At 74.2% G+C, this 21940-nt stretch carries 18 protein-coding genes; 15 read left to right on the forward strand and 3 right to left on the reverse strand.

The window, feature by feature from the left end; genetic code table 11:
- Positions 1-28 precede the first annotated feature (28 nt).
- From NFS20_RS18295 to NFS20_RS18330, 8 genes are all read left to right on the forward strand, one after another.
- Entirely contained in the window at positions 29-1774 is a 1746-nt protein-coding gene (locus NFS20_RS18295; RefSeq protein WP_251153237.1) for a BCCT family transporter, read from the forward strand.
- A 236-nt stretch (positions 1775-2010) separates the two neighbouring features.
- Positions 2011-3921 carry a translational GTPase TypA gene (typA, locus tag NFS20_RS18300; RefSeq protein ID WP_251153238.1) on the forward strand — a complete coding sequence of 637 codons (1911 nt, stop codon included), beginning with the start codon at positions 2011-2013 and terminating at the stop codon, positions 3919-3921.
- 8 nt (positions 3922-3929) lie between these two features.
- Positions 3930-5030, forward strand: a complete 1101-nt coding sequence (locus NFS20_RS18305) for a PIG-L family deacetylase (RefSeq protein ID WP_251153239.1) — start codon at positions 3930-3932, stop codon at positions 5028-5030.
- Positions 5031-5039: 9 nt separating this feature from the next.
- Positions 5040-5465, forward strand: coding sequence for a DUF6113 family protein (locus tag NFS20_RS18310; protein ID WP_251153240.1), 426 nt, complete (start codon positions 5040-5042; stop codon positions 5463-5465).
- A gap of 89 nt (positions 5466-5554) precedes the next feature.
- The gene (locus tag NFS20_RS22325; protein WP_502800835.1) at positions 5555-8482 is read left to right on the forward strand and encodes a VanW family protein; all 2928 of its coding nucleotides are present in this window, start codon (positions 5555-5557) and stop codon (positions 8480-8482) included.
- 25 nt (positions 8483-8507) lie between these two features.
- Complete coding sequence (locus NFS20_RS18320) at positions 8508-9473, forward strand: ACT domain-containing protein (RefSeq protein ID WP_251153241.1); 966 nt, start codon at positions 8508-8510, stop codon at positions 9471-9473.
- On the forward strand, positions 9470-10417 hold the full coding sequence (locus tag NFS20_RS18325; RefSeq protein WP_251153242.1) for a prephenate dehydratase: 948 nt from the start codon (positions 9470-9472) through the stop codon (positions 10415-10417). The genes NFS20_RS18320 and NFS20_RS18325 overlap by 4 nt, the downstream gene beginning before the upstream one ends.
- Positions 10414-11412: a prephenate dehydrogenase gene (locus tag NFS20_RS18330; RefSeq protein ID WP_251153243.1), complete on the forward strand. Its 999-nt coding sequence runs from the start codon at positions 10414-10416 to the stop codon at positions 11410-11412. The genes NFS20_RS18325 and NFS20_RS18330 overlap by 4 nt, the downstream gene beginning before the upstream one ends.
- A gap of 59 nt (positions 11413-11471) precedes the next feature.
- Here the strand turns inward: NFS20_RS18330 and NFS20_RS18335 are convergent, their stop codons facing one another.
- The gene (locus NFS20_RS18335; RefSeq protein ID WP_251153244.1) at positions 11472-11795 is read right to left on the reverse strand and encodes a hypothetical protein; all 324 of its coding nucleotides are present in this window, start codon (positions 11793-11795) and stop codon (positions 11472-11474) included.
- A 174-nt stretch (positions 11796-11969) separates the two neighbouring features.
- Here NFS20_RS18335 and fdxA point away from each other — a divergent pair, with 174 nt between their 5' ends.
- The 3 genes from fdxA to NFS20_RS18350 all read left to right on the forward strand — a co-directional run bounded on the left by fdxA (position 11970) and on the right by NFS20_RS18350 (position 14863).
- The gene (gene fdxA / locus NFS20_RS18340) at positions 11970-12287 is read left to right on the forward strand and encodes a ferredoxin (RefSeq protein ID WP_251153245.1); all 318 of its coding nucleotides are present in this window, start codon (positions 11970-11972) and stop codon (positions 12285-12287) included.
- 14 nt (positions 12288-12301) lie between these two features.
- Entirely contained in the window at positions 12302-13450 is a 1149-nt protein-coding gene (gene dapC, locus NFS20_RS18345) for a succinyldiaminopimelate transaminase (protein WP_251153246.1), read from the forward strand.
- 114 nt (positions 13451-13564) lie between these two features.
- Positions 13565-14863 (forward strand): citrate synthase, encoded by a 1299-nt coding sequence (locus NFS20_RS18350; protein WP_251153247.1) that lies wholly within the window; start codon positions 13565-13567, stop codon positions 14861-14863.
- Positions 14864-15674: 811 nt separating this feature from the next.
- On the opposite strand, the gene NFS20_RS18355 is transcribed toward NFS20_RS18350, so the two are convergent.
- The gene (locus tag NFS20_RS18355; RefSeq protein WP_251153248.1) at positions 15675-16640 is read right to left on the reverse strand and encodes a hypothetical protein; all 966 of its coding nucleotides are present in this window, start codon (positions 16638-16640) and stop codon (positions 15675-15677) included.
- 32 nt (positions 16641-16672) lie between these two features.
- Positions 16673-17665 carry a 2,3,4,5-tetrahydropyridine-2,6-dicarboxylate N-succinyltransferase gene (gene dapD / locus NFS20_RS18360; protein ID WP_251153249.1) on the reverse strand — a complete coding sequence of 331 codons (993 nt, stop codon included), beginning with the start codon at positions 17663-17665 and terminating at the stop codon, positions 16673-16675.
- A gap of 36 nt (positions 17666-17701) precedes the next feature.
- Between dapD and dapE the strand changes: the two genes are divergently transcribed.
- Genes dapE through NFS20_RS18380 form a run of 4 tightly spaced genes read left to right on the forward strand, consistent with a single transcriptional unit; the run spans position 17702 to position 21905 of the window.
- Entirely contained in the window at positions 17702-18853 is a 1152-nt protein-coding gene (gene dapE, locus NFS20_RS18365; RefSeq protein WP_502800836.1) for a succinyl-diaminopimelate desuccinylase, read from the forward strand.
- 9 nt (positions 18854-18862) lie between these two features.
- Positions 18863-19729, forward strand: a complete 867-nt coding sequence (locus NFS20_RS18370) for an LOG family protein (protein ID WP_463105865.1) — start codon at positions 18863-18865, stop codon at positions 19727-19729.
- The gene (gene folP, locus NFS20_RS18375) at positions 19726-20664 is read left to right on the forward strand and encodes a dihydropteroate synthase (protein WP_502800839.1); all 939 of its coding nucleotides are present in this window, start codon (positions 19726-19728) and stop codon (positions 20662-20664) included. Before NFS20_RS18370 ends, folP begins: the two co-directional genes overlap by 4 nt.
- On the forward strand, positions 20661-21905 hold the full coding sequence (locus tag NFS20_RS18380; RefSeq protein ID WP_251153251.1) for a putative hexosyltransferase: 1245 nt from the start codon (positions 20661-20663) through the stop codon (positions 21903-21905). The genes folP and NFS20_RS18380 overlap by 4 nt, the downstream gene beginning before the upstream one ends.
- The last annotated feature ends 35 nt before the right edge of the window (positions 21906-21940 follow it).

Genomic DNA, 21940 nt, shown 5'->3' on the forward strand with positions numbered 1-21940 from the left:
GCCGTCCCGGCACCGCAAGCCTGGTGGGATGGCCTCCAGCGACGGACCGACGCCCGACCCTCCCACCGACGACCGTCCGGCCCGCGGACGCCCGGCGGCGGGAGGCGACGTCCGCTCGGGCCGTCCCTTCCCTCCGGTCTTCTACCCGGCGGCCGGGGTGATCCTGCTCTTCGTCCTCGCCGCGGTGCTCTTCACGGACGCCGTCTCGGAGATCATGGAGACGCTCCAGCGCGACGTCATCGGGGTGTTCGGCTGGTACTACGTGCTCCTCGTCGCGGGCTTCGTCGTGTTCGCCCTGTGGATGGGCCTGAGCCGGTTCGGCGACATCGTGCTCGGCAAGGACGAGGACGAGCCGACGTTCCGGCTCCCCGTGTGGTTCGCGATGCTCTTCGCGACGGGCATGGGCATCGGGCTCGTGTACTGGGGCGTCGCCGAGCCGCTGACCCACTACGTGACGCCCAAGCCGGGCGTCGAGGGCAGCGACGCCATGCTCGCGCAGGCCGCGATGGGGCAGAGCTACCTGCACTGGGGGATCCACGCGTGGGCGATCTACGTCGTCGCAGGCCTCTCGCTGGCCTACGCGATCCACCGCAAGGGCCGCCCGGTGTCGATCCGCTGGGCGCTCGAGCCACTCCTCGGCGACCGCGTCAAGGGCTGGCTGGGCAACGTCATCGACGTGGTGGCGATCGTGGGGACGGTCTTCGGCGTCGCGACGTCGCTCGGGTTCGGCGTCCTGCAGATCTCGGCCGGTCTCGGCTACCTCGACGTGGTCCAGCCCAGCACGGCCCTGCAGATCGGGCTCATCGCGGCGATCACGGCGATCGCGACGCTCTCGGTCGTCTCAGGCCTGGGCAAGGGCATCAAGTGGCTGTCGAACGGGAACATGGTGCTCGCCGGCGCGCTGGCCGTCGTCGTCCTCGTGCTGGGGCCCACGCTCTTCCTCCTCCGGGAGTGGGTCCAGTCGCTCGGGTACTACCTGCAGAACATCGTGCGGCTGACGTTCGACACGACGGCGTTCCAGGGCGCTGCAGGGCTCGAGTGGCAGTCGTCGTGGACGATTTTCTACTGGGGCTGGTGGATCTCCTGGGCACCGTTCGTCGGCGTCTTCATCGCGCGCATCTCGCGGGGCCGCTCGGTGCGCGAGTTCGTTCTCGGCACGCTGCTCGTCCCGACGATCGTGACGACGCTGTGGTTCTCGATCTTCGGCGGCTCCGCGCTCGAGCGCGAGCTCACGGAGCCGGGGAGCATGCTCGACGACGGCGCGGTGAACTCCGATACGGCGCTCTTCCAGCTCCTCGACGGGCTGCCGCTGTCGGCGGTCCTCTCGGTCGTCGCGATCGTGCTCATCGTCGTGTTCTTCGTGACGTCCTCCGACTCCGGCTCGCTCGTCGTGGACATGCTCGCCTCGGGGGGCAACCCGAACCCGCCGACCTGGAGCCGGATCTTCTGGGCGGCGGTGTCCGGTCTCCTCGCGATCGCGCTCCTCCTGGCGGGAGGTCTGTCCGCGCTCCAGACCGCCGCGATCCTCATCGCCCTGCCGTTCTCCGTCGTGATGATCGGCATGGCGGTGTCCACGGTGCAGGCCCTGCGCGCCGAGCACGCCGCACTCCTGCGGGCGGAGCGCCGCGCCGCACGCGCCGCGCTCACCGAGCACGTGACGACGCGCGTCTCGGAGTCGATCTCGGAGCAGTGGGAGGAGCTCTACCCGGATCCGCCGGACCGCTGGACCCCGATGCGCCGGCGCCCCGCTCGGCGCACCGACGACGGCTCGTAGGTCGTCGGCGTGCCGGCGGGCGGTGGCCCGTCGTGCGGCGCCGATGACGTGTGGTGGGCGCCACGGCCGTGGACTGGGCATGTCCCTGTAGGATGGACGTCGCCCGGTCGACGGCGTTTCCTGCCGTGCCGGACGAGCGACCCGCTCGTCCGCGCAGCGGTGTCGCGGGGGTGCCTGTCCACGACAGGCGTCCGCGCTGCGTCGTCCCGCCCCTCCTCCTGAGATGAGTAACTGACATGTCTGTGCGCTCCGACCTGCGCAACGTCGCGATCGTCGCCCACGTCGACCACGGCAAGACGACCCTGGTCGACGCGATGCTGCGGCAGTCCGGCGCCTTCTCGGCGCACCAGCAGGTCGACGACCGCGTCATGGACTCCGGCGACCTCGAGCGGGAGAAGGGCATCACGATCCTCGCGAAGAACACCGCGGTCCGGTACGCCGGTCCCGCGGCGGCCGCGGTGGGCGAGCCCGAGGGCATCACGATCAACGTCATCGACACCCCGGGCCACGCCGACTTCGGCGGCGAGGTCGAGCGCGGCCTGTCCATGGTGGACGGCGTCGTGCTGCTCGTCGACGCGAGCGAGGGCCCGCTCCCGCAGACGCGCTTCGTGCTGCGCAAGGCGCTCGCCGCGAAGCTCCCGGTGATCATCGTCGTCAACAAGGTCGACCGCCCCGACTCGCGCATCACCGAGGTCGTCGCCGAGGCGACGGACCTGCTCCTCGGCCTCGCGAGCGACCTCGCCGACGAGGTGCCGGACCTCGACCTCGACGCGATCCTCGACGTCCCGGTCGTCTACGCGTCGGCGAAGGCCGGGCGCGCGTCGCTGGACCAGCCGCTCGACGGCCAGCTCCCCGCGAACGAGGACCTCGAGCCGCTCTTCTCGACGATCCTCGAGAAGATCCCCGCGCCGACGTTCGAGGAGGGCGCGCCGCTCCAGGCCCACGTCACGAACCTCGACGCGTCGCCGTTCCTGGGGCGCCTCGCGCTGCTGCGCGTCTTCAACGGGACCCTGCGCAAGGGCCAGGTCGTCGCGTGGGCGCGCCACGACGGCACGATGCAGAACGTCAAGATCACCGAGCTGCTCGAGACCAAGGCGCTCGACCGCGTGCCCACCGACTCCGCCGCTCCCGGTGACATCGTCGCCGTCGCGGGCATCGCCGACATCACGATCGGCGAGACGCTCACCGACCCCGACGACCCGCGCCCCCTGCCGCTCATCACGGTCGACGACCCGGCGATCTCGATGACCGTCGGGATCAACACGTCGCCGCTCGCGGGCAAGGGCGGCAAGGGCCACAAGGTCACCGCGCGCCAGGTCAAGGACCGCCTCGACTCGGAGCTCGTCGGCAACGTCTCGCTGCGCGTCCTGCCGACCGACCGCCCCGACGCCTGGGAGGTCCAGGGCCGCGGCGAGCTCGCGCTCGCGATCCTCGTCGAGCAGATGCGTCGCGAGGGCTTCGAGCTCACCGTCGGCAAGCCGCAGGTCGTCACGCGCACGATCGACGGCAAGACGCACGAGCCGATGGAGCGCATGACGATCGACGTCCCGGAGGAGTACCTCGGCGCCGTCACGCAGCTCATGGCGCAGCGCAAGGGCCGCATGGAGACCATGTCGAACCACGGCACCGGCTGGATCCGCATGGAGTTCATGGTCCCCGCGCGCGGGCTCATCGGGTTCCGCACGCGCTTCCTCACGGAGACGCGCGGCACCGGCATCGCGTCGTCCATCTCCGAGGGCTACGAGCCGTGGGCGGGCCCCATCGAGACCCGCACGACCGGCTCGCTCGTCGCGGACCGCGCCGGCAAGGTCACGCCGTTCGCCATGATCAACCTCCAGGAGCGCGGCTCGTTCTTCGTCGACCCCACGCAGGAGGTCTACGAGGGCATGATCGTCGGCGAGAACTCGCGCAACGAGGACATGGACGTGAACATCACCAAGGAGAAGAAGCTCACGAACATGCGGTCCTCGACGGCCGACAACTTCGAGAACCTCATCCCGCCGCGCCACCTCACGCTCGAGGAGTCGCTCGAGTTCGCGCGCGAGGACGAGTGCGTCGAGGTCACCCCCGAGGTCGTGCGCATCCGCAAGGTCCTGCTCGACCAGACCGAGCGCGCCCGCGCGACGTCGCGGGCCAAGCGCGCCTGACCCCTCGCGTGGTCGACCCCGTCGCCCGTCCCGCCGTCGTGCCCGCCGGCACCGTCCCGGTCGTGCCCGACGGCGGGCTGCTCGCCGTCCACGCGCACCCGGACGACGAGACGCTCGCGACCGGCGCGCTCCTCGCCACCTGGGCGGCGGCGGGGGAGCGCGTCACCGTCGTGACGTGCACGCGCGGTGAGCGCGGCGAGGTCATCGACACCGCGGCGCACCCGACGGGCGTGGGGCACCTCGAGGGTGACGGGCCGGCGCTCGCGGCCCACCGCGAGGGCGAGCTCACCCGTGCGCTCGCCGCGCTGGGAGTCACCGACCACGCCTTCCTGGACACGGTGGCTCCGCTCGCGCCGGGTCCGGGCGCCGGCAGCGAGGTGCCGGACGGCGCCCCCGCGGCCCGGTACACCGACTCCGGCATGGCCTGGGCGGCCCCGGGCATCGCGCGCGCGACGGCGGAGGCCGAGCTCCCCGAGGGAGCGTTCGTCGGCGTCCCGCTCGACGAGGCGGCGTCACGCCTCGCCGCCGTGGTGCGGGCGCGGCGACCGGCCGTCGTCGTGACGTACGAGGCGGGCGGGGGCTACGGGCACCCGGACCACGTGCGCGCGCACGAGGTCACGGTCCGCGCGCTCGAGCTCCTCGCCGCCGCGGGCGAGGAGACGCCCGAGCTCTGGACCGCCGTCGTGCCCGCCGCGCTGCTGCGGTCCGCGCGGCGTGCGCTCGACGCGCGGCACGAGGTCCGGACGCTGCTCGACCGCGTCGACGGGCTCACCCTGCCCGACCCGGCCGCGCCCCTCCCGTCCGTCGCCCTGCCCGAGGAGCCTCCCGGTCCCGGCGAGCCGCGCGCGCGTTGCGACGGGCCCTCGGTCCTTGCGCTCCGCTCCGTCCCGGTCGTGCCGGTCCTCGCCGCGGTGCTCGGCGCCCTGCGCGCGCACGCGACGCAGGTGCAGCACGTCGGGGCGGCGTCGTCCGGCACCTCGGACGTGCCGCTCGCCGGCTGGTACGCCCTGAGCAACGACGTGCTCGCGCCCCTGCCTTCACACGAGTTCTACGCCGCCTCCCGCGCCGCTCTCCCGGGTCCTCGGGATTCCGGCGCGCGCGGACAGTAGCCTCTCCCTGTGGAAACCAGCACCGGACGTCTCGTGGGTCGTGGGGCGGCGTGCGCGCTGATCGGGGCGATCGTCGCTCTCGTCGGCACGGTCGCGCACCGCGCACCCGTCGTCGACCTGCCGGCGCTGCACCTCGGGCTCGTCCTCGCGCTCCTGGCCGTCCTCGCGGCGGGCGTGCTCTCGCGAGCCTGGGGTGGCTACGCCGGCCTTCTCGGCTACGGGATCGGCTGGGTCGTCGTCGTGCAGCTCCTCTCGCTCTCGGGGCCGGGGGGTGACGTCCTCGTCCCCAGCCAGGTCGTCGGGTACGTCTGGATCTACGGCGGACTGCTGGTCGTCGCGCTCGCCGCGTTCCTCCCGCGCTCGTGGTTCAGCGAGCGGCCCGTCCGGGTCGCGCTCCACGAGCGTCAGGTCGGGCAGAGCGGACATCAGGTGTAGATCCGCCCCGATAGAATCCCCGGTGCGGGCCACCGCACCCCTCGTCGTCATGCGCGCCTCGGCGCGCCCTCGCGTCACGGAGACAGTGGATGGGTCAGCCGACCGATCGAGACGAAGTTCTCGGCACGCCTCAGGACTCCTCACCGGTGCCCCCGGCGGGCGAGCCGTCGACCCCCGCCGACCCGGCGGTGGACGGCACTCCCGAAGCTCCGGCCGACGCGGCCGGACGGGGCACCCAGGCGCCGGCGGAGACCGACGACGCCCCGACGGAGGGCGCTCAGGCCGCCCCGCAGCCCCACGAGGTCGCGGAGACCGGGGACGGGTCCGGGGAGAGCCCGGTCGAGGGCGTGCACGACGGCGCGCCGGCCGTGACCGCTGAGGAGGGCCAGGCCACGCCGACGTCGGAGGGCGAGGAGCCGGGCGTCGACGCACCCGGGACGCCGGGCGCCGGGGCAGCCGAGGACCCGGACGACGACACGCCCTACGTGCCGCTCGTCTTCGCCTTCGACCCCGACGTCTCTGCCGTCGTCCGCTCCGCCGACGAGGGCGCGGACCCCGAGCGACCCGTCGCCGGGAGCACCGGGCCGGAGGAGGCAGGCGACGCACCTGCGAGCGCCGCGGAGCCGAGCCCCTCGGTCGAGCCGACCGCACCTGCCGAGCCGACCGCACCTGACGAGCCGACGCCGACCGCGCCGGCCCCCGCCGCAGCGTCTGCCGTCGGTGTGAGCGAGACCGAGCCGGGCGTGGCCGTTCCCGTCGTCGGCTCGGGCACGTCTACGGAGGCACAGCCCGAGACCGCCGAGCCGGGGCTCCGCGAGACCGTCCCGGCGGCGCCTGCGCCTGCTGCGGCCGCTTCTGCGGAGTCCGCTCCTGCCGATCCCGGTCCGGCTGAGACCGCGCCGACCGACATCGCGCCGGCCGAGACCGCGCCGGCCGGGACCGCGCCGACCGAGACCGCGCCGACCGAGACCGCGCCGACCGACATCGCACCGGCCGAGACCGCGCCGGCCGAGACCGTGCCGGCCGAGGAGGCAGCCGCCGGCGAGGTGGCGCCGACCGACGCCGCGCCGTCGGACACCGAGGTCCTGGACCGGGTTGTCGCCCCGGTCGCCGCCGTTCCCGTCGCCGCCGTCCCGGCCGCCGCTCCGGAGCGGACCGAGGTCATCCCCGCCGTCGCGCCGTGGGAGCGGCCCGCCCCGGTGCGCGTCTCCGCCCGGTCGGCCGCCACACCCGCCGCCTCGCACGCTGCGCCGGCCGAGCCTGTCGCAGCCACCGCGGTCGGTGCGTTCCCGCCGGTCCCGCCCGACGAGGAGCGCGTGACGTCGCCGTTCGACGGCTTCGACGAGGACGGCCCGCGCCGAGGGTGGGTCCGGGGCCTGATGTGGACCGGCATCGGAGTGCTCGTGCTCGGAGGCCTGTACACCGGCGCCCAGTGGTACTTCTCGGACAAGGTCCCGAGCGGCACGACCGTCGCCGGGGTGGACGTCGGCGGGAAGACGCGGACCGCGGCTCAGGACGAGCTCGAGGCCGCTCTCGGCCCGCGCGCCGCGGAGCCCGTGACGCTCGTGGCCGGGGACGCCACGACGACGCTCGACCCGGCGGCCTCCGGGCTCGCGTTCGACGCCGAGGCGACGGCGGAGGAGCTCACCGCGTTCTCGATGAACCCCGTGCGCCTGTGGGAGCACCTGGTCGGGGGCGAGGCGAAGCCGCCGGTCGTGACGGTCGACGAGGCCGCGCTCGACGCGCAGGTCGAGGCGCTGCGCGGCGGTCTCGACGTCGCGCCGGTCGACGGGACCGTCCAGTTCGTCGACGGCGCCCCGACCGCCACCCCGGCCACCGACGGCGCGTCCGTCGTCATGGACTCCGCGGTGGACGCGATCGCGACCGGCTGGCTCGTCACCGACGGCCCGATCGAGCTCGCGACGGAGCCGGTCGCTCCGGAGATCACCCAGGAGGAGACGGACGCGGCGCTCGCCGAGGCGCAGAAGGTCGTCTCCGCCCCGGTCGTCGTGACCGTGGGCGACCAGTCGCCCGAGCTGCCCGCGGAGACGCTCGCCGCGACCGCGTCCTACGCGGCCGCCGACGGCGCGCTCGCCCTGACGTTCGACGGCACCGCGCTCGTGCAGGCGGTCGTCGACCGCACGAACGACCTGCTCACCGTCCCGGACGACGCGCACTTCGTCTTCTCGAACGGGGTCCCGGTCATCGAGGGCGGCGCGCCGGGCACGACCATCGACCCGGCGGCCATCGCGACCGCGGTCACGACCGCCGCGACCGGCGACGACCGGACCGCTCCGGTGGAGCTCGTCGAGAGCGACCCCGCGCAGTCCGTCGCCGCGCTCGAGGCGCTCGGGGTCAAGGAGAAGGTCTCGGAGTTCTCGACGCCGCTGACGAGCGAGCCCGTGCGCACGGAGAACCTGCGCGTCGGGGCGAGCAAGGTCAACGGCACGCTCGTCCTGCCCGGGGAGACGTTCTCCCTCACCGAGGCGCTGTCCCCGATCACGGCCGCCGGCGGCTACCGCTCGGCCGGCATCGTGCAGGACGGCAAGCACATCGAGGGTGTCGGTGGCGGCCTGTCGCAGATGGCGACGACGACCTACAACGCGGGCTTCTTCGCCGGTCTCGAGGACGTCGAGCACCGTCAGCACAGCTACTGGTTCACGCGCTACCCGGCGGGCCGCGAGGCGACGATCTTCGTCGGGTCGCTCGACATGCGGTTCAAGAACGACACCCCCTACGGCGTGCTCATGCAGTCGTGGGTCGGCGGCGGCGAGCTGCACGTCGCGATCTGGAGCACGAAGCACTTCGAGGTCGAGACCACGGCGAGCCAGAAGTCGAACGTCGTCCAGCCGACGACCGTGACCCACACGGGCGCGGACTGCGTGCCGCAGGCCGCGGGCAACCCCGGGTTCTCGATCACGAACTACCGCAAGGTCTACCTGGACGGCGAGCTCGTCAAGGACGAGGCGGACCGGTGGACCTACAAGCCGGACAACCAGGTGGTCTGCGCTCCCTGAGCGCACCACCGGACGAGGAGTGCGCATGCTCGGACGCAGCGAACGGGAGTCGGGACCGCAGGCGCTGCTCGCCGCGACGGCGGCGGGCTGGGGTGCGGACGGCGACGACAGCGGGCGCTCGGAGCCCGACGCGCTGCTCGACCTCGGCTCGACGACCGCGACCCTGTCGACCGTCGCGAGCATCGACGGGCTGTCCGCGGTCGTGCACCTCGGGCACCCTGCGCAGCCGTCGCACGAGCTCGAGCGCGCCCTGCTCTCGGCGCCGCCCTCTCTCGTCCTCTCGGCGGCGGTGGCCGTGCCCGCCCAGTGGGTGTGGGTCGGCCGGTCGGCGAGCGCGCAGGACGCCTCGGGGCCGGTCGTGGTCGACGAGGCGGGGATGCGCGACCGGCGCCACGTGCTGCGGACGATGGGCATGAGCCCTCGGCTCGTCCCGACGCGCACGTCGCTCGAGGAGCGGGTCGCCCTGGCAGGGTCCGACGGCACGCTCGTCGTCGAGCGCTCCGTCGCGACGGCCGCGCTCGCGCCGCTCGGGTTCGGCGAGCTCCCCGGGAGCGAGGCGCTGTCCCAGGGCGCGCCCGTCTGGTACGGACTGCTCGAGTCGCGCGAGTCGGCGCCGCGCGCCGCGGGCGCGGCCCAGGTCTGGCTCGCCTTCGGCCCGCGCGACGACCACCGCGGGTCGTTGCAGCAGACCCTCGGCCTCGTCGCGGACGCCGGGATCGACCTGCAGCACGTGCGCAGCCACCGCTCGCAGGCCGGGCCGCACATCTTCTTCTCCGCGTTCTCGTGCCCGGACGCCGACGTCCTCGACCGGCTCCTGGCGGACTTCGATGACCGCGGCGTCGCGCACCGGCTCCTCGCCGTGCTCCCGGGTCAGGAGTTCGTCCCGGGGCCGGACGCCCTGGCGCCGCGCTGGTCGGCCGTCGGACCCCTGTCGCGGCCGGCCGACGCGCCGGCGGCAGAGCCCGATCTGCCCCACCTGCGGCCGGCGTGAGCGGCGTCGGCTACCTCGGGCCGCAGGGGTCGTTCACGCACCAGGCGGCCGCGGGCTGGGGACGTGACCACGCCGACGACGCGCCGCTCGTCGCCCGCGGGTCGGTCGCCGACGTCTTCACCGCGGTGGCGGACGGGACCGACGCGCGCGGCGTCGTCGCGATCGAGAACACGGTCGAGGGCTACGTCGTCCCGTCGCTCGACGCGATCGTGGGCAGCGCCACCGTGGTCGCGGTGGACGAGGTCGTGCTCGACATCTCGTTCGACGCGTTCGTCCGCCCCGACCACGGCGCGCTCACCGAGGTGAGCGCGCACCCGCACGGGCTCGCCCAGTGCCAGGAGTTCGTGGTCCGCGAGGGTCTGCGCGCGGTGCCCGCGGCGTCGAACGCGGCGGCGTGCCGTGACGCGGGGGAGCACCAGGTCGCGCTCGGCCCGAGCATCTGCGGAGAGCTCTACGGACTGGACACGTACGCGCGCGCCGTCGAGGACTTCGCCGGCGCCCGCACGCGCTTCCTCGTGCTCGCGCAGCGCTCCGCCGCGCGCGACGTGCTGGCGCGCACGCGCGCGGGGCACGACGGCGCGTGGCGGACCATGCTCGCCGTGACGCCGGTCGTCACCGGCCCGGGCGTGCTCGCTCGGATCACCCGGTCGTTCGGCGCCCGGGGCGTGAACCTGTCCAGCCTCATCACCCGCCCGCTCAAGGCGGTGGCCGGGACCTACGTCTTCGTGCTCACCGTCGACGGCGCCCCGTGGGACGCGCCCGTGCGCTCGGTCCTCGAGGACCTGGTCGCCGCGGGTGACTCCCTCAAGACCCTGGGTGTCGTTCCGGCGCGCGGCGAGCTGGACGAGTCCGTTCACGCCGACGTCGACGCGGCGCACGTCCCGGTCGGGAGCGTCGGTGCCGGATCGTCGGCGGCAGCAGTCGAGAGCGGGCTGCTGTGGTGACCGGCCGGGCTCCCGAGGACACGACACCACCGGGTTCGGTCGCGGTCGCCGGCCTGGGGCTCGTGGGCGGGTCGCTCGCGCGTCTCCTCCACGCGCGCGGCATCGCGGTCACCGGCTTCGACACGACGGCGTCGACGCGCGCGGCCGCTCGTGCGGAGGGCTTGCGCGTCGTGGACGACGTCGCGGAGCTGTGCGACCAGGAGCCGGACGTCCTCGTCCTCGCGGTTCCGCTGCGGGCGATGCGCGCCGTGACGACGGAGGTCGCGCGGCACGTGCAGGGCGCGACGGTGGTCACGGACGTGGGCAGCGTCAAGGGCGCGGTGCGCGACGCGGTCCGCGCAGCGGGCCTCGAGGCGCGCTACGTGGGTGCGCATCCGATGGCGGGCACGGAGCACTCCGGGTTCGACGCGTCGGACCCCGACCTGCTCGACGGCGCGTCCTGGGCGATGACGGTCGACCCGACGACGCGCGCCGACGCGTTCGCCGCCGTGCTGCGGCTCGTCACCGGCCCCCTGGGCGGCACGGTGCACGTCGTGACCGACGACGTGCACGACGAGTCGGCCGCCCTGATCAGCCACGTGCCGCACGTCCTCGCGACGGAGCTGCTCGGCGTCGTCGCCGACGCCCCCGTGCGCGACGTCGCCCTCGGCCTGGCGGCCGGCAGCTTCCGGGACGCGACGCGCGTGGGCCGTACGGACCCGCGCCGCACCGAGGCGATGGTGACCGAGAACGCGGCCTGGGTCGCGTCCGCGCTCCGGGTGGTGGTGCGCGACCTCGAGCGCCTCGTGCGCGCGCTCGAGTCGAACGCGCCCGTCGGGGAGTTCTTCGACCGCCCGGACCCGGTGCGCGCGCTCCTCGCGGAGCACGACATGGCGTCGACGCCGGAGCGCGTGGTGCTCGACGAGGCGGGGGACTGGCGCGCCCGCCTCACCGCGCTCGGGGCGCAGGGGCGCGTGGCCGTCGGCGTGCAGGACGGCATCGTCGTCGTCCGCTGAGGCGACGGATCCCGCCGCACCGGTGCGGCGGCGTCGGGGCCCGCGCGTCGCCCGCGTGCTCAGGCCGGTCGCCGCGGTGGACGCGGCGGCACGACCTTCCCCGCCACGATCTCGTCGAGCGGGACCACGACGAGGGGAGGGCCGGCATCGGCCGGTCCGTGGCCGCGGTGGGGCGGCCGACCGCCGCCGGCGTCCTCGCGCAGCGTGAGGGCCGCGTCGTCGCTGCCCACCACGACGCCGATGACGTCCGTCAGGGTCTTGTCGCTCGCGGCTGCCTCCGCCGCACCCAGGCGGCGGCGGACGACGACCCGGGTGCCTGCCGGCCACGTGCGCCAGGGCGCTGCACCCGGCGCGTCGTCCGGTCGGCCCTGTTCGTGGGTCATGTCACGTCCGTCCACTGGCTGGTCCCCGGTGGCCCACCACCGCCCGACCTGAGCGATACTAGACGTGCTTGCCCTCCGTGACCGCGCGCGGTCGCCGCCGGGGGCACGTGCCCCCACGTGACCCGGCACCTCTCGCCGCGCCAGGTCCGAACGCCGCCAGAAAGGTTCCCGGTCGTGACATACGTGATCGCCCAGCCGTGCGTCGACGTCAAGGACAAGGCGTGCATCGAGGAATGTCCCGTGGACTGCATCTACGAGGGCAAGCGGTCGCTGTACATCCACCCGGACGAGTGCGTCGACTGCGGTGCGTGCGAGCCGGTCTGCCCGGTCGAGGCCATCTACTACGAGGACGACGTCCCCACCGAGTGGAGCGACTACTACCGCGCGAACGTCGAGTTCTTCGACGACCTCGGCTCGCCCGGCGGTGCCGCGAAGATGGGTCTCGTCGAGAAGGACGACCCGATGATCGCGGCCCTCCCGCCGCAGGCCTGACCGGCCGGCGGGACATGGGCTTCGCCGACCTCACCGGCCTCGCCTACCCCTGGGACACGCTCGCCCCCTACGTCGAGCGGGCGAGGGCCCACCCGCGCGGCCTCGTCGACCTGTCGATCGGCACGCCGGTCGACCCGACGCCGACGGTCGTGCGCGACGCGCTCGCCGCGGCGTCCGACGCGCACGGGTACCCGACGACGCACGGCACGCCCGCGCTGCGCGAGGCCGTGGCCGCGTGGTTCGCGCGCCGGCGCGGGGTCGCCGACCTCGACCCGGACGCGGTCCTGCCCACGGTCGGCAGCAAGGAGCTCGTCGGCCTCCTGCCGTCGCTCCTGCGCCTCGGTCCGGGAGACGTCGTGGTGCACCCCGAGACCGCCTACCCGACCTACGACGTCGGCGCGCGGCTCGCCGGAGCGACGCCACTCGCGACCGACGACGTCGGCGCGTGGGCGGGGCGTCGCGACGTCCGCCTCGTGTGGGTCAACTCCCCGAGCAACCCCACCGGGCGCGTGCTCGACGCCGCCCACCTCGCACGCGTCGTCGCCGCGGCCCGGGAGATCGGCGCGGTCGTGGCGAGCGACGAGTGCTACGCCGAGCTCGCGTGGGCCGAGCCGTACGCGACCGACGGCGTCCCGAGCCTGCTCGACCCCGCGGTGAGCGGCGGGTCCCACGACGGGCTGCTCGTCACGTACTCCCTGTCCAAGCAGTCGAACGTCGCCGGGTACCGCGCCGCGTTCGTGGCGGGCGACGCCCGGCTCGTCGCCGACCTGCTCGCCACGCGCAAGCACCTGGGCATGATCGTGCCCGCTCCGGTGCAGGCGGCCATGGTCGCGGCACTGACCGACGACGCCCACGTCGCGGCGCAGCGCGAGGTCTACGCGCGGCGTCGGGAGGTCCTGCTCGCCGCGCTGCGCGGCTCGGGGCTCGACGTCGACCACTCCGAGGCGGGCCTGTACCTCTGGTCCCGCCCGGCGTCCGGCGGGGACGAGGCCGTGGACTGCTGGCAGACCGTGTCCGCGCTCGCCGACCTCGGCATACTGGTCGGACCGGGGTCGTTCTACGGCGCCGCAGGCGGCGGGCACGTCCGCGTCGCCCTCACGGCGAGCGACGAACGGGTCCACGAGGCTGCTGCGCGACTCTCCGGAGCCCGCTCGTTGGTGTGATCCGCCTCACTCTCGGGTGGGGATCTCGTGACGGTTCAGGATTGGTCACGTGCGGGTGATGCGGGGTACGGTCGACCGCGCGGCAACGGCGCGAGCAGCAGCAGGAAGGGAACCATGACCACCACACAGCAGGCGACGGTCCGCCTCCTCGTCGACGACCAGGCGCAGGACCTCCCTGTGGTCGCGGCGTCCGAGGGCAACGACGGCATCGTCGTGTCCTCCTTGCTGAAGTCCACGGGTCTCGTCACGGTCGACCCCGGCTTCATGAACACGGCGTCGTGCGAGTCGAGCGTCACGTACATCGACGGCGACGCCGGCATCCTGCGCTACCGCGGCTACCCCATCGAGCAGCTCGCCGAGCAGTCGAGCTTCCTCGAGGTCGCGTACCTCCTCATCCACGGCGAGCTGCCCGACACGCCGACGCTCGACGCGTTCGTCGAGCGCGTCAACCGGCACACCCTCGTCCACGAGGACTTCCGCACCTTCATGGGCACGTTCCCGCGGAACGCCCACCCGATGGCCGTGCTCTCCTCCGCTATCAACGCACTGTCGACGTTCTACCCCGAGTCCCTCGACCCGTTCGACGACGAGACGGTCGAGCTCGCCACGGTCCTGCTCCTCGCCAAGACGCGCACCATCACGTCGTACCTGCACCGCCGCCGCGTCGGCGAGCCGCTGCTGTACCCGGACTACTCGCGCGGCTACGTCGACGACTTCCTGCGCATGACGTTCGCGACGCCCTACCAGCAGTACGAGGCCGACCCGGTCGTCGTCGACGCGCTCGACAAGCTGCTCATCCTCCACGCCGACCACGAGCAGAACTGCTCGACGTCGACCGTGCGCGTCGTCGGCTCGTCGCACGCCAACCTCTACGCGTCCGTCGCGGCGGGCGTCAACGCCCTCTCCGGCCCGCTGCACGGCGGCGCCAACGAGGCCGTCCTGTCGATGCTCGACAAGATCGCCAGCGCGGAGTACGACGTCGACACCTTCATGAAGAAGGTGAAGAACAAGGAGGACGGCGTCCGGCTCATGGGCTTCGGGCACCGCGTCTACAAGAACTACGACCCGCGCGCCGCGATCGTCAAGAAGTCCGCCGACGCCGTGCTGTCGACCCTCGGCAAGAAGGACCAGCTCCTCGACATCGCGATGCGCCTCGAGGAGATCGCCCTCCAGGACGACTACTTCGTCGAGCGCAAGCTCTACCCGAACGTCGACTTCTACACCGGCCTCATCTACAAGGCCATGGGCTTCTCCCCGGCCATGTTCACGCCGCTCTTCGCGCTCGGCCGCATGCCCGGCTGGATCGCGCAGTGGCGCGAGATGATGAAGGACCCCCAGACGAAGATCGGCCGCCCGCGCCAGGTCTACGTCGGCGCCACCGAGCGGGACTACGTCCCCGTCGCCGACCGCTGAGGTCCGTCTTCCCCGCAGCACTCCCGGACGCCGCGTCGCCACCTCCCGGTGGGACGCGGCGTTCGTGCGTCACGACTGGTCGGATCGGGTCGGGTCGGGTCGGGTCGGGTCGGGTCGGCGGTCGTGGTCACCTCCGGGACGGGGTGGGGTGTGCGGCGCCGGTCTACCATCCGCAGGCTCGTTCCTCGCCTGCTCCCGCCAGACCCACCACGACCGGCGCCGCACACCCCACCCCCTCCCTCGTCCGGTCCGTCACCGTCCGCCACCGTCCGGCACCGTCCGGCACCGTCCGGCACCGTCCGGTCCGTCACCGTCCGCCACCGTCCGGCACCGCCCGGTCCGGCATCGTCCGGTCCGTCACCCGTCCGGTGTCTCACCCCTCCGGTCGTCGCCTCGTCGCCCCGGCAGGTCGCGCCCGCTGCGGCTGCCTCGGCGCTGCTCCCGCGGGGTCGCCTCCGGTGCCGCTCCGGCGTCACCGCACCGTCCCGCGCGTTCGCGCGTCCGCCGGTCCGTCGCCTCGTCCCCGGGAGGCGTATCGGTCGCCCTGTGTTCTCGACAGCGGGTCCTCGTCCGGCCACGTACCGGGGTGAGGTGGCCCGGGAGGGAGCGAGGGGTGCGCGCGCGGTCGTGGTGGGTCTGGCGGGAGCGCGCGAGGGACGAGCGCGCGGATGGTAGACCGCGCGCGCACCCCTCGGTCCCGACTCCCAGCCCGACGCGACCGACCAGCCCGACGCGACCGACCAGCCCGACGCGACCGACCAGCCCGACGCGACCGACCAGCCCGACGCGACGGTCGAGCACACGCAGCAGCTCAGGCGGGGTCGGGCGTCGCGACGGTGAGTCGGACGGTGCCCGGGGTGGGCGGTGCGGCGTCGTCGGGCGCGACCGTGGTCCAGGTGGGGTCGGCGCGGGTCCAGCGGCGGTCGGCGACCTCGACGGTCTCGACGTTGGTCGCGTCCGCCGATGCGACGGCCCACTGGGCGACGGCCCAGGCGGCGCGCTCCGGACCGCCGTCGCCGGCCGCCGTCGGGAGGGACGTGGCGTCGACGACGACGGTTCCCGCCGCGCCGTCCACGGGGGAGACCGGAAGGGGGCCGAGGTCGCGGGTGACGCGGTCGGTGAGGAGGGCGGCGGGGTCGGAGCCGGCCGCGGGGAGCTCGCTGTCCGCGACGGCGGCGAGGTCGCACGTGAGGGTCGCGGGGGAGAAGCCCGTGAGGGCGGACGCCCACGCGCGCGAGCGGGGCTCGTGCTGGGCGTACGCGTCGGGGAAGCCGGAGCGCTGCACGGCCTGGGCCGCGACGGTGACCTCCATGTCCTCATAGCCTTCGATCGTCGCGAGGACGTCGTAGAAGGCGTTCGTCGAGTAGACCGGGTCCATGATCTGCTCGACGCTGCCCCAGCCCTGCGACGGGCGCTGCTGGAAGAGCCCGATCGAGTCCCGGTCTCCGTAGTCGATGTTCACGAGGCGCGACTCCTGGAGCGCCGTGGCGATCCCGATGGTCCCGGCGCGCGCGGGGAACCCGCGGCGCAGGGCCGTCGCGGTGACGAGCGCGGCGTTGTCGGCCTGCACGTTCGACAGGTACCAGGTGCGGCCGTCGGCGGTGGCGGCGCAGCGCTCGGCGACGGGCGTGTCGTCGTCGAGGCGGTTGAGCGCGACGACGACCGCGCCGACCGCGACCGCGGTCACCATGAGGAGCGTGACCGCGGCGCGCAGCGGGCGCCGACGCCGCCCGGCCCGCGCCGGGGGCAGGTTCCGTGCGGTGCGGGGCGGGGACATCGTCGTCGGCTCGTCGGTTCGTCGGGCAGGGATCAGTTGGCGTGCAGCGCCGCGTTGAGCTCGACGCCCGTCCCGGTGCGCGACACCGCCTCGACGCCCCCCGTGAGCGAGTTGCGGCGGAACAGCAGGCCGGAGCTGCCAGCGAGCTCGCGCGCCTTGACCACGAGCGGCGCGCCCGTGTCGTCGGTCCGCCCGACGACCGTGACCTTCGTGCCCGCGGTGACGTACAGCCCGGACTCGACGACGCAGTCGTCCCCGAGCGGGATGCCGAGCCCCGCGTTCGCGCCGAGCAGCGAGCGGCGGCCGACGGAGATCACCTCGCGCCCACCGCCGGACAGCGTGCCCATGATGGACGCGCCGCCTCCGACGTCGGACCCGTCACCCACCACGACGCCCGCGGAGATGCGCCCCTCGACCATCGACGTGCCGAGCGTGCCGGCGTTGAAGTTGACGAAGCCCTCGTGCATGACGGTCGTGCCCGGCGCGAGGTGCGCGCCGAGCCGGACGCGGTCGGCGTCGGCGATGCGCACGCCGGACGGGACGACGTAGTCGACCATGCGGGGGAACTTGTCGACGCCGAGGACCGTCACGGAGAGGCCCGCCGCGCGCAGGCGCAGGCGCGTCTCCTCGAAGTCGGTGGTGGAGCACGGCCCGTGGTTCGTCCAGACGACGTTGGCGAGGACCCCGAAGATCCCGTCGAGCGCGAGCCCGTGCGGCTCGACGAGGCGGTGGGACAGCAGGTGCAGGCGCAGGTAGGCGTCGGCGGTGTCGGCGGGCGGGACGTCGAGGTCGATCGACGTGCGCACGACGACGACCTCGACGCGGCGGACCTCGTCCCGCTCTGCGAGCGCCTCCAGCGACGCGGGCACGCTCGCGTCCTCGGGAGCCGTGCCGAGCACGGGCGAGGGGTACCAGACGTCGAGCACGGTGCCGTCGTCGGCGACGGTCGCGAGGCCGAGGCCCCACGCCGCGCGCGTTCCGGGGGCGGCCGCGGCCGGGGAGGTCGCAGGGGTCGCAGAAGTCATGCGGACCAGCCTATCCGCCGCCGGTAGGGTGCTGGGGTGACCTCTCCCACGGCCTCCGACGAGGCGAGCCGGGCGACCGGCGTGCCTCCCGTGCTCGACCTCACCGGGGACCTCCTCGCCCTCTTCCGCGCCGTGTGCGACACACCGTCGGTGAGCGGTGACGAGCAGACCCTCGCCGACGCGGTCGAGGTCGCGCTGCGCGCGTTCGCGCACCTCGAGGTGACCCGGGACGGGGACACGGTCGTGGCGCGCACGGCTCTCGGGCGCGAGCGCCGTGTCGTGATCGCCGGGCACCTGGACACGGTCCCTCTCACCGTCACGCCGAACCTGCCGACGCGTCTCGTCGGCGAGGGCGACGCCGCGGAGGTCTGGGGTCGAGGCACGGTCGACATGAAGGGTGGGGTGGCGTTGCAGCTCGCGCTCGCCGCCGAGCTCGTGGATCCCGCGCAGGACGTCACGTGGATCTTCTACGACAACGAGGAGGTCGCGGCCGAGCTGAACGGGCTCGGGCGCCTCGTCCGCAACCGTCCCGACCTGGTGGCCGGCGACTTCGCGATCCTGGGCGAGCCCACGTCCGCGGGGCTGGAGGGCGGCTGCAACGGCACGCTGCGCGCCGACGTCCGCGTCCCTGGGGTGACCGCGCACTCGGCGCGCGCGTGGACGGGCTCCAACGCGATCCACGCCGCGCACGAGGTGCTCGACCGGCTCGCCGCGTACGTGCCGGCGGAGGTCGAGGTCGACGGGCTCGTCTACCGCGAGGGCCTCAACGCCGTCGGCATCCGTGGCGGCATCGCGGGGAACGTCGTGCCGGACGAGTGCGTCGTGACGGTCAACTACCGCTTCGCGCCGTCGCGCACGGTCGACGACGCCGCGCGCCACGTGGTGGACCTGTTCACCGGGTTCGAGGTCACGGTGACCGACGCGGCACCGGGCGCACGTCCGGGTCTCGACGACCCCCTCGCCGCCGACTTCGCGGCGAAGGTGCTCGCCGTGACCGGCGGGGCGCCCGGTCCGAAGTACGGGTGGACCGACGTCGCGCGGTTCGCCGAGCTCGGCGTCCCGGCCGTCAACTTCGGTCCTGGCGACCCCCTGCTCGCCCACAAGGACGACGAGCGGTGCCCGGTCGGGCAGCTCGCGCTGTGCCGTGACGCGTTGCGCGCATGGCTGACGGGCGACGACGCGGCATAGGCTCGTCGCATGAGCGACGACACGGGTACGGACGGACGCGCCGCGAGGCGTGAGGACGGGTCCGACGAGGGCATGCCGCAGCGCGGCACGGGGTACCGCAAGGGCCCGGTCCTCCTGCGCGGTGACCAGATCCCGCAGCAGACGACGGACCAGCGCCTGCTCGACTCGAGCCAGAGCGCGGACTGGGTGCACTCGGACCCGTGGCGCGTGATGCGGATCCAGAGCGAGTTCGTCGAGGGCTTCGGCGCGCTCGCGGAGCTCGGTCCGGCCGTCTCCGTCTTCGGCTCCGCACGGACCAGGCCGGACCACCCGGACTACGCCCTCGCCGAGGACGTCGGACGGCGACTGGTCGCCGAGGGGTTCGCCGTCATCACCGGCGGCGGTCCGGGGATCATGGAGGCGGCGAACAAGGGTGCGTACGAGGCCGGTGGCACGTCGGTCGGTCTCGGCATCGAGCTGCCGTTCGAGCAAGGGATGAACCCCTACGTGAACCTCGGCGTGAACTTCCGCTACTTCTTCGCGCGCAAGACCATGTTCGTGAAGTACGCGCGGGGCTTCGTCGTGCTCCCGGGCGGGTTCGGCACGTTCGACGAGCTGTTCGAGGCGCTGACGCTCGTCCAGACGCACAAGATCACCGAGTTCCCGCTCGCTCTGGTCGGCTCGGACTACTGGGGCGGTCTGCTCGAGTGGGCGCGCTCCGCCGTCGTCGACCGCGGCATGATCAGCGCCCAGGACGTCGACCTGCTCCACGTGTGTGACGACCCCGCCGAGGCCGTGGCCTACGTGTGCGAGCGCGGCGCGCAGCTGCGCGCCGAGGAGTTCGAGGCGGCCGCGGAGCTCGAGGCCGCACAGCTGCGCGCCGCCGACGCCGGCTGACCGGCGTGGGCGCGGACCTGCCCCCGCTCGGGGTCCCGCCGCGGGGCACCACGCTCGTCCTGCGCGGGCGTGAGCTCGGACGCCCCGCGGTGATGGCGATCGTCAACCGCACCGACGACTCGTTCTGGGCGGGGGCCCGCCAGCTCGACGACGACGCCGCGCTCGCGGCCGTCGCGCGCGCGGCCGAGGAGGGCGCGGACCTCCTCGACGTTGGCGGGGTGCGTGCGGGCGTCGGGCCCGAGGTGACGACCGCCGAGGAGATCCGGCGCGTCGTGCCGTTCGTCGCCCGGGTGCGCGAGGAGTTCCCGGACCTGCTCGTCAGCGTCGACACGTGGCGCGCCGAGGTCGCCCACGAGGCGGCGCTCGCGGGCGCCGACCTCGTCAACGACACGTGGGCCGGTCACGACCCGCGACTGGTCGAGGTCGCGGGCGCGCACGGGATCGGGGTCGTGTGCTCCCACACGGGCGGCGCGACGCCGCGGACCGACCCGTACCGCGTGGCCTACCCGGCCCTGCCCGGTGCCGCGGACGACCGTGACGGCGTCGTGCAGGACGTCGTGGCGACGCTGCGGGCAGCGGCCGAGCGGGCCGTGGCGTGCGGCGTCCCGCGAGCCTCCGTGCTCGTCGACCCGACGCACGACTTCGGCAAGAACACGTGGCACTCGCTGCACCTGCTGCGGCGCACCGAGGTGCTCGCCGGGCTCGGGTTCCCCCTCCTCATGGCGCTGTCGCGCAAGGACTTCGTCGGCGAGACCCTCGACCTGCCGCCCGACGAACGCCTCGAGGGGACCCTCGCCGCGACCGCCGTCGCGGCGTGGCTCGGCGCCCGGGTGTTCCGCGCGCACGACGTCGCGGCGACGCGCCGCGTGCTCGACCTCGTCGCGGCCGTGCGCGACGAGGCCCCGCCCGCGAGGGCGCTGCGAGGGCTCGTGTGACTGTGGCCTCCGACGAGCCCCCGGGGGTCGCGGGCCGGTCGGTGCGGCCGTCGCGCCCCGCCGGCCGCGCCCTGCAGCCGCGCACATGGCCGTGGTGGGCCCAGGCCCTCGCCGTGTACGCCCTCGCGCGCGCACTGAGCGCGGTGGTCCTCGTCGTCGTCTCCCGCGCGCAGGAGGAGAACCTCTGGACCGACGCGGCGCCGTCGTACCTGGCCTACGTGGGCCGGATGTGGGACGCGAGCTGGTACGAGCAGATCTACGCGTCGGGCTACCCCGCCGTCCTGCCCGTGGGCGAGGACGGCGCGGTCGAGCAGAACGCGTGGGCCTTCTTCCCGCTCTTCCCGGCGCTCGTGCGCGGCCTCGACGCCGTCACCGGGGCCGGGTGGGACGTCCTGGCGCCGACGCTCGCGCTCGCCTGCGGGGCGGGGGCCGTCGTCGTGATCCACCGGCTCGTCGCGACGGCGGGCGCGGCGGCCGTCGAGCGGCGGCCCGGCCTGCCGCTCGCGACCGTGCTGCTCGTGAGCGTCTTCCCGTCGAGCCCGGTGCTCCAGGTCGCCTACACGGAGTCGCTCGCCCTCCTGCTGGTCGCAGCCTCCCTGCTGCTCGTCGCGCGCCGCCGGTACGGGTGGGCTGCGCTCGTGATCCTGCTCCTCGGGCTCACGCGCGCCGTCGCGCTCCCCATGGCGGCGGTGGTGGTCTGGCACGCGTTCGTCAGGTGGCGCCGTGGTGACCTGCGGGGGCCCGACGTCGCGCGCCTGGGCGCCCTCCTCGCCGTCGCCCTGGGCAGCGGGCTGCTGTGGCCGTGGGTGTGCGGCCTGGTCACGGGCACGCACCAGGGGTACTTCCGGACGCAGGAGGCGTGGCGCGGCGGCGCGGACGTCGTCCCGTTCGTGCCGTGGGTCGACGTGTCGCGCTGGTTGTTCGACGGCACCGGACCGTGGGTCCTCGGGCTGCTGCTCGTCGTGGTGGCCGCCCTGGTGCTCAACCCCGTCGCGGCACGGCTCGGCCCCGAGATGCACGCGTGGGCCGGTGCCTACCTCGCCTATCTCGTCGCGACGGTCCAGCCGGGGACCTCGCTCGTGCGCTTCCTCCTCCTCGCGTTCCCGCTCGGCGCGGTCACCGCCGGCTGGACCCGCTCGCGCGCGTGGCTCACGGCGGTCTGCCTCGTGCTCGTCGCCGGTCAGGCGTGGTGGGTCTGGGAGCTGTGGCGGCTCGTCCCGCCGTCGGGCTGGCCGCCGTGACGCCCGGGACCTGGGCCGGGGTGAACTAGACTGTG

This window comes from Cellulosimicrobium sp. Marseille-Q4280 (genome assembly GCF_943181405.1).
In the GTDB taxonomy this organism is placed as follows: Bacteria; Actinomycetota; Actinomycetes; order Actinomycetales; family Cellulomonadaceae; genus Cellulosimicrobium.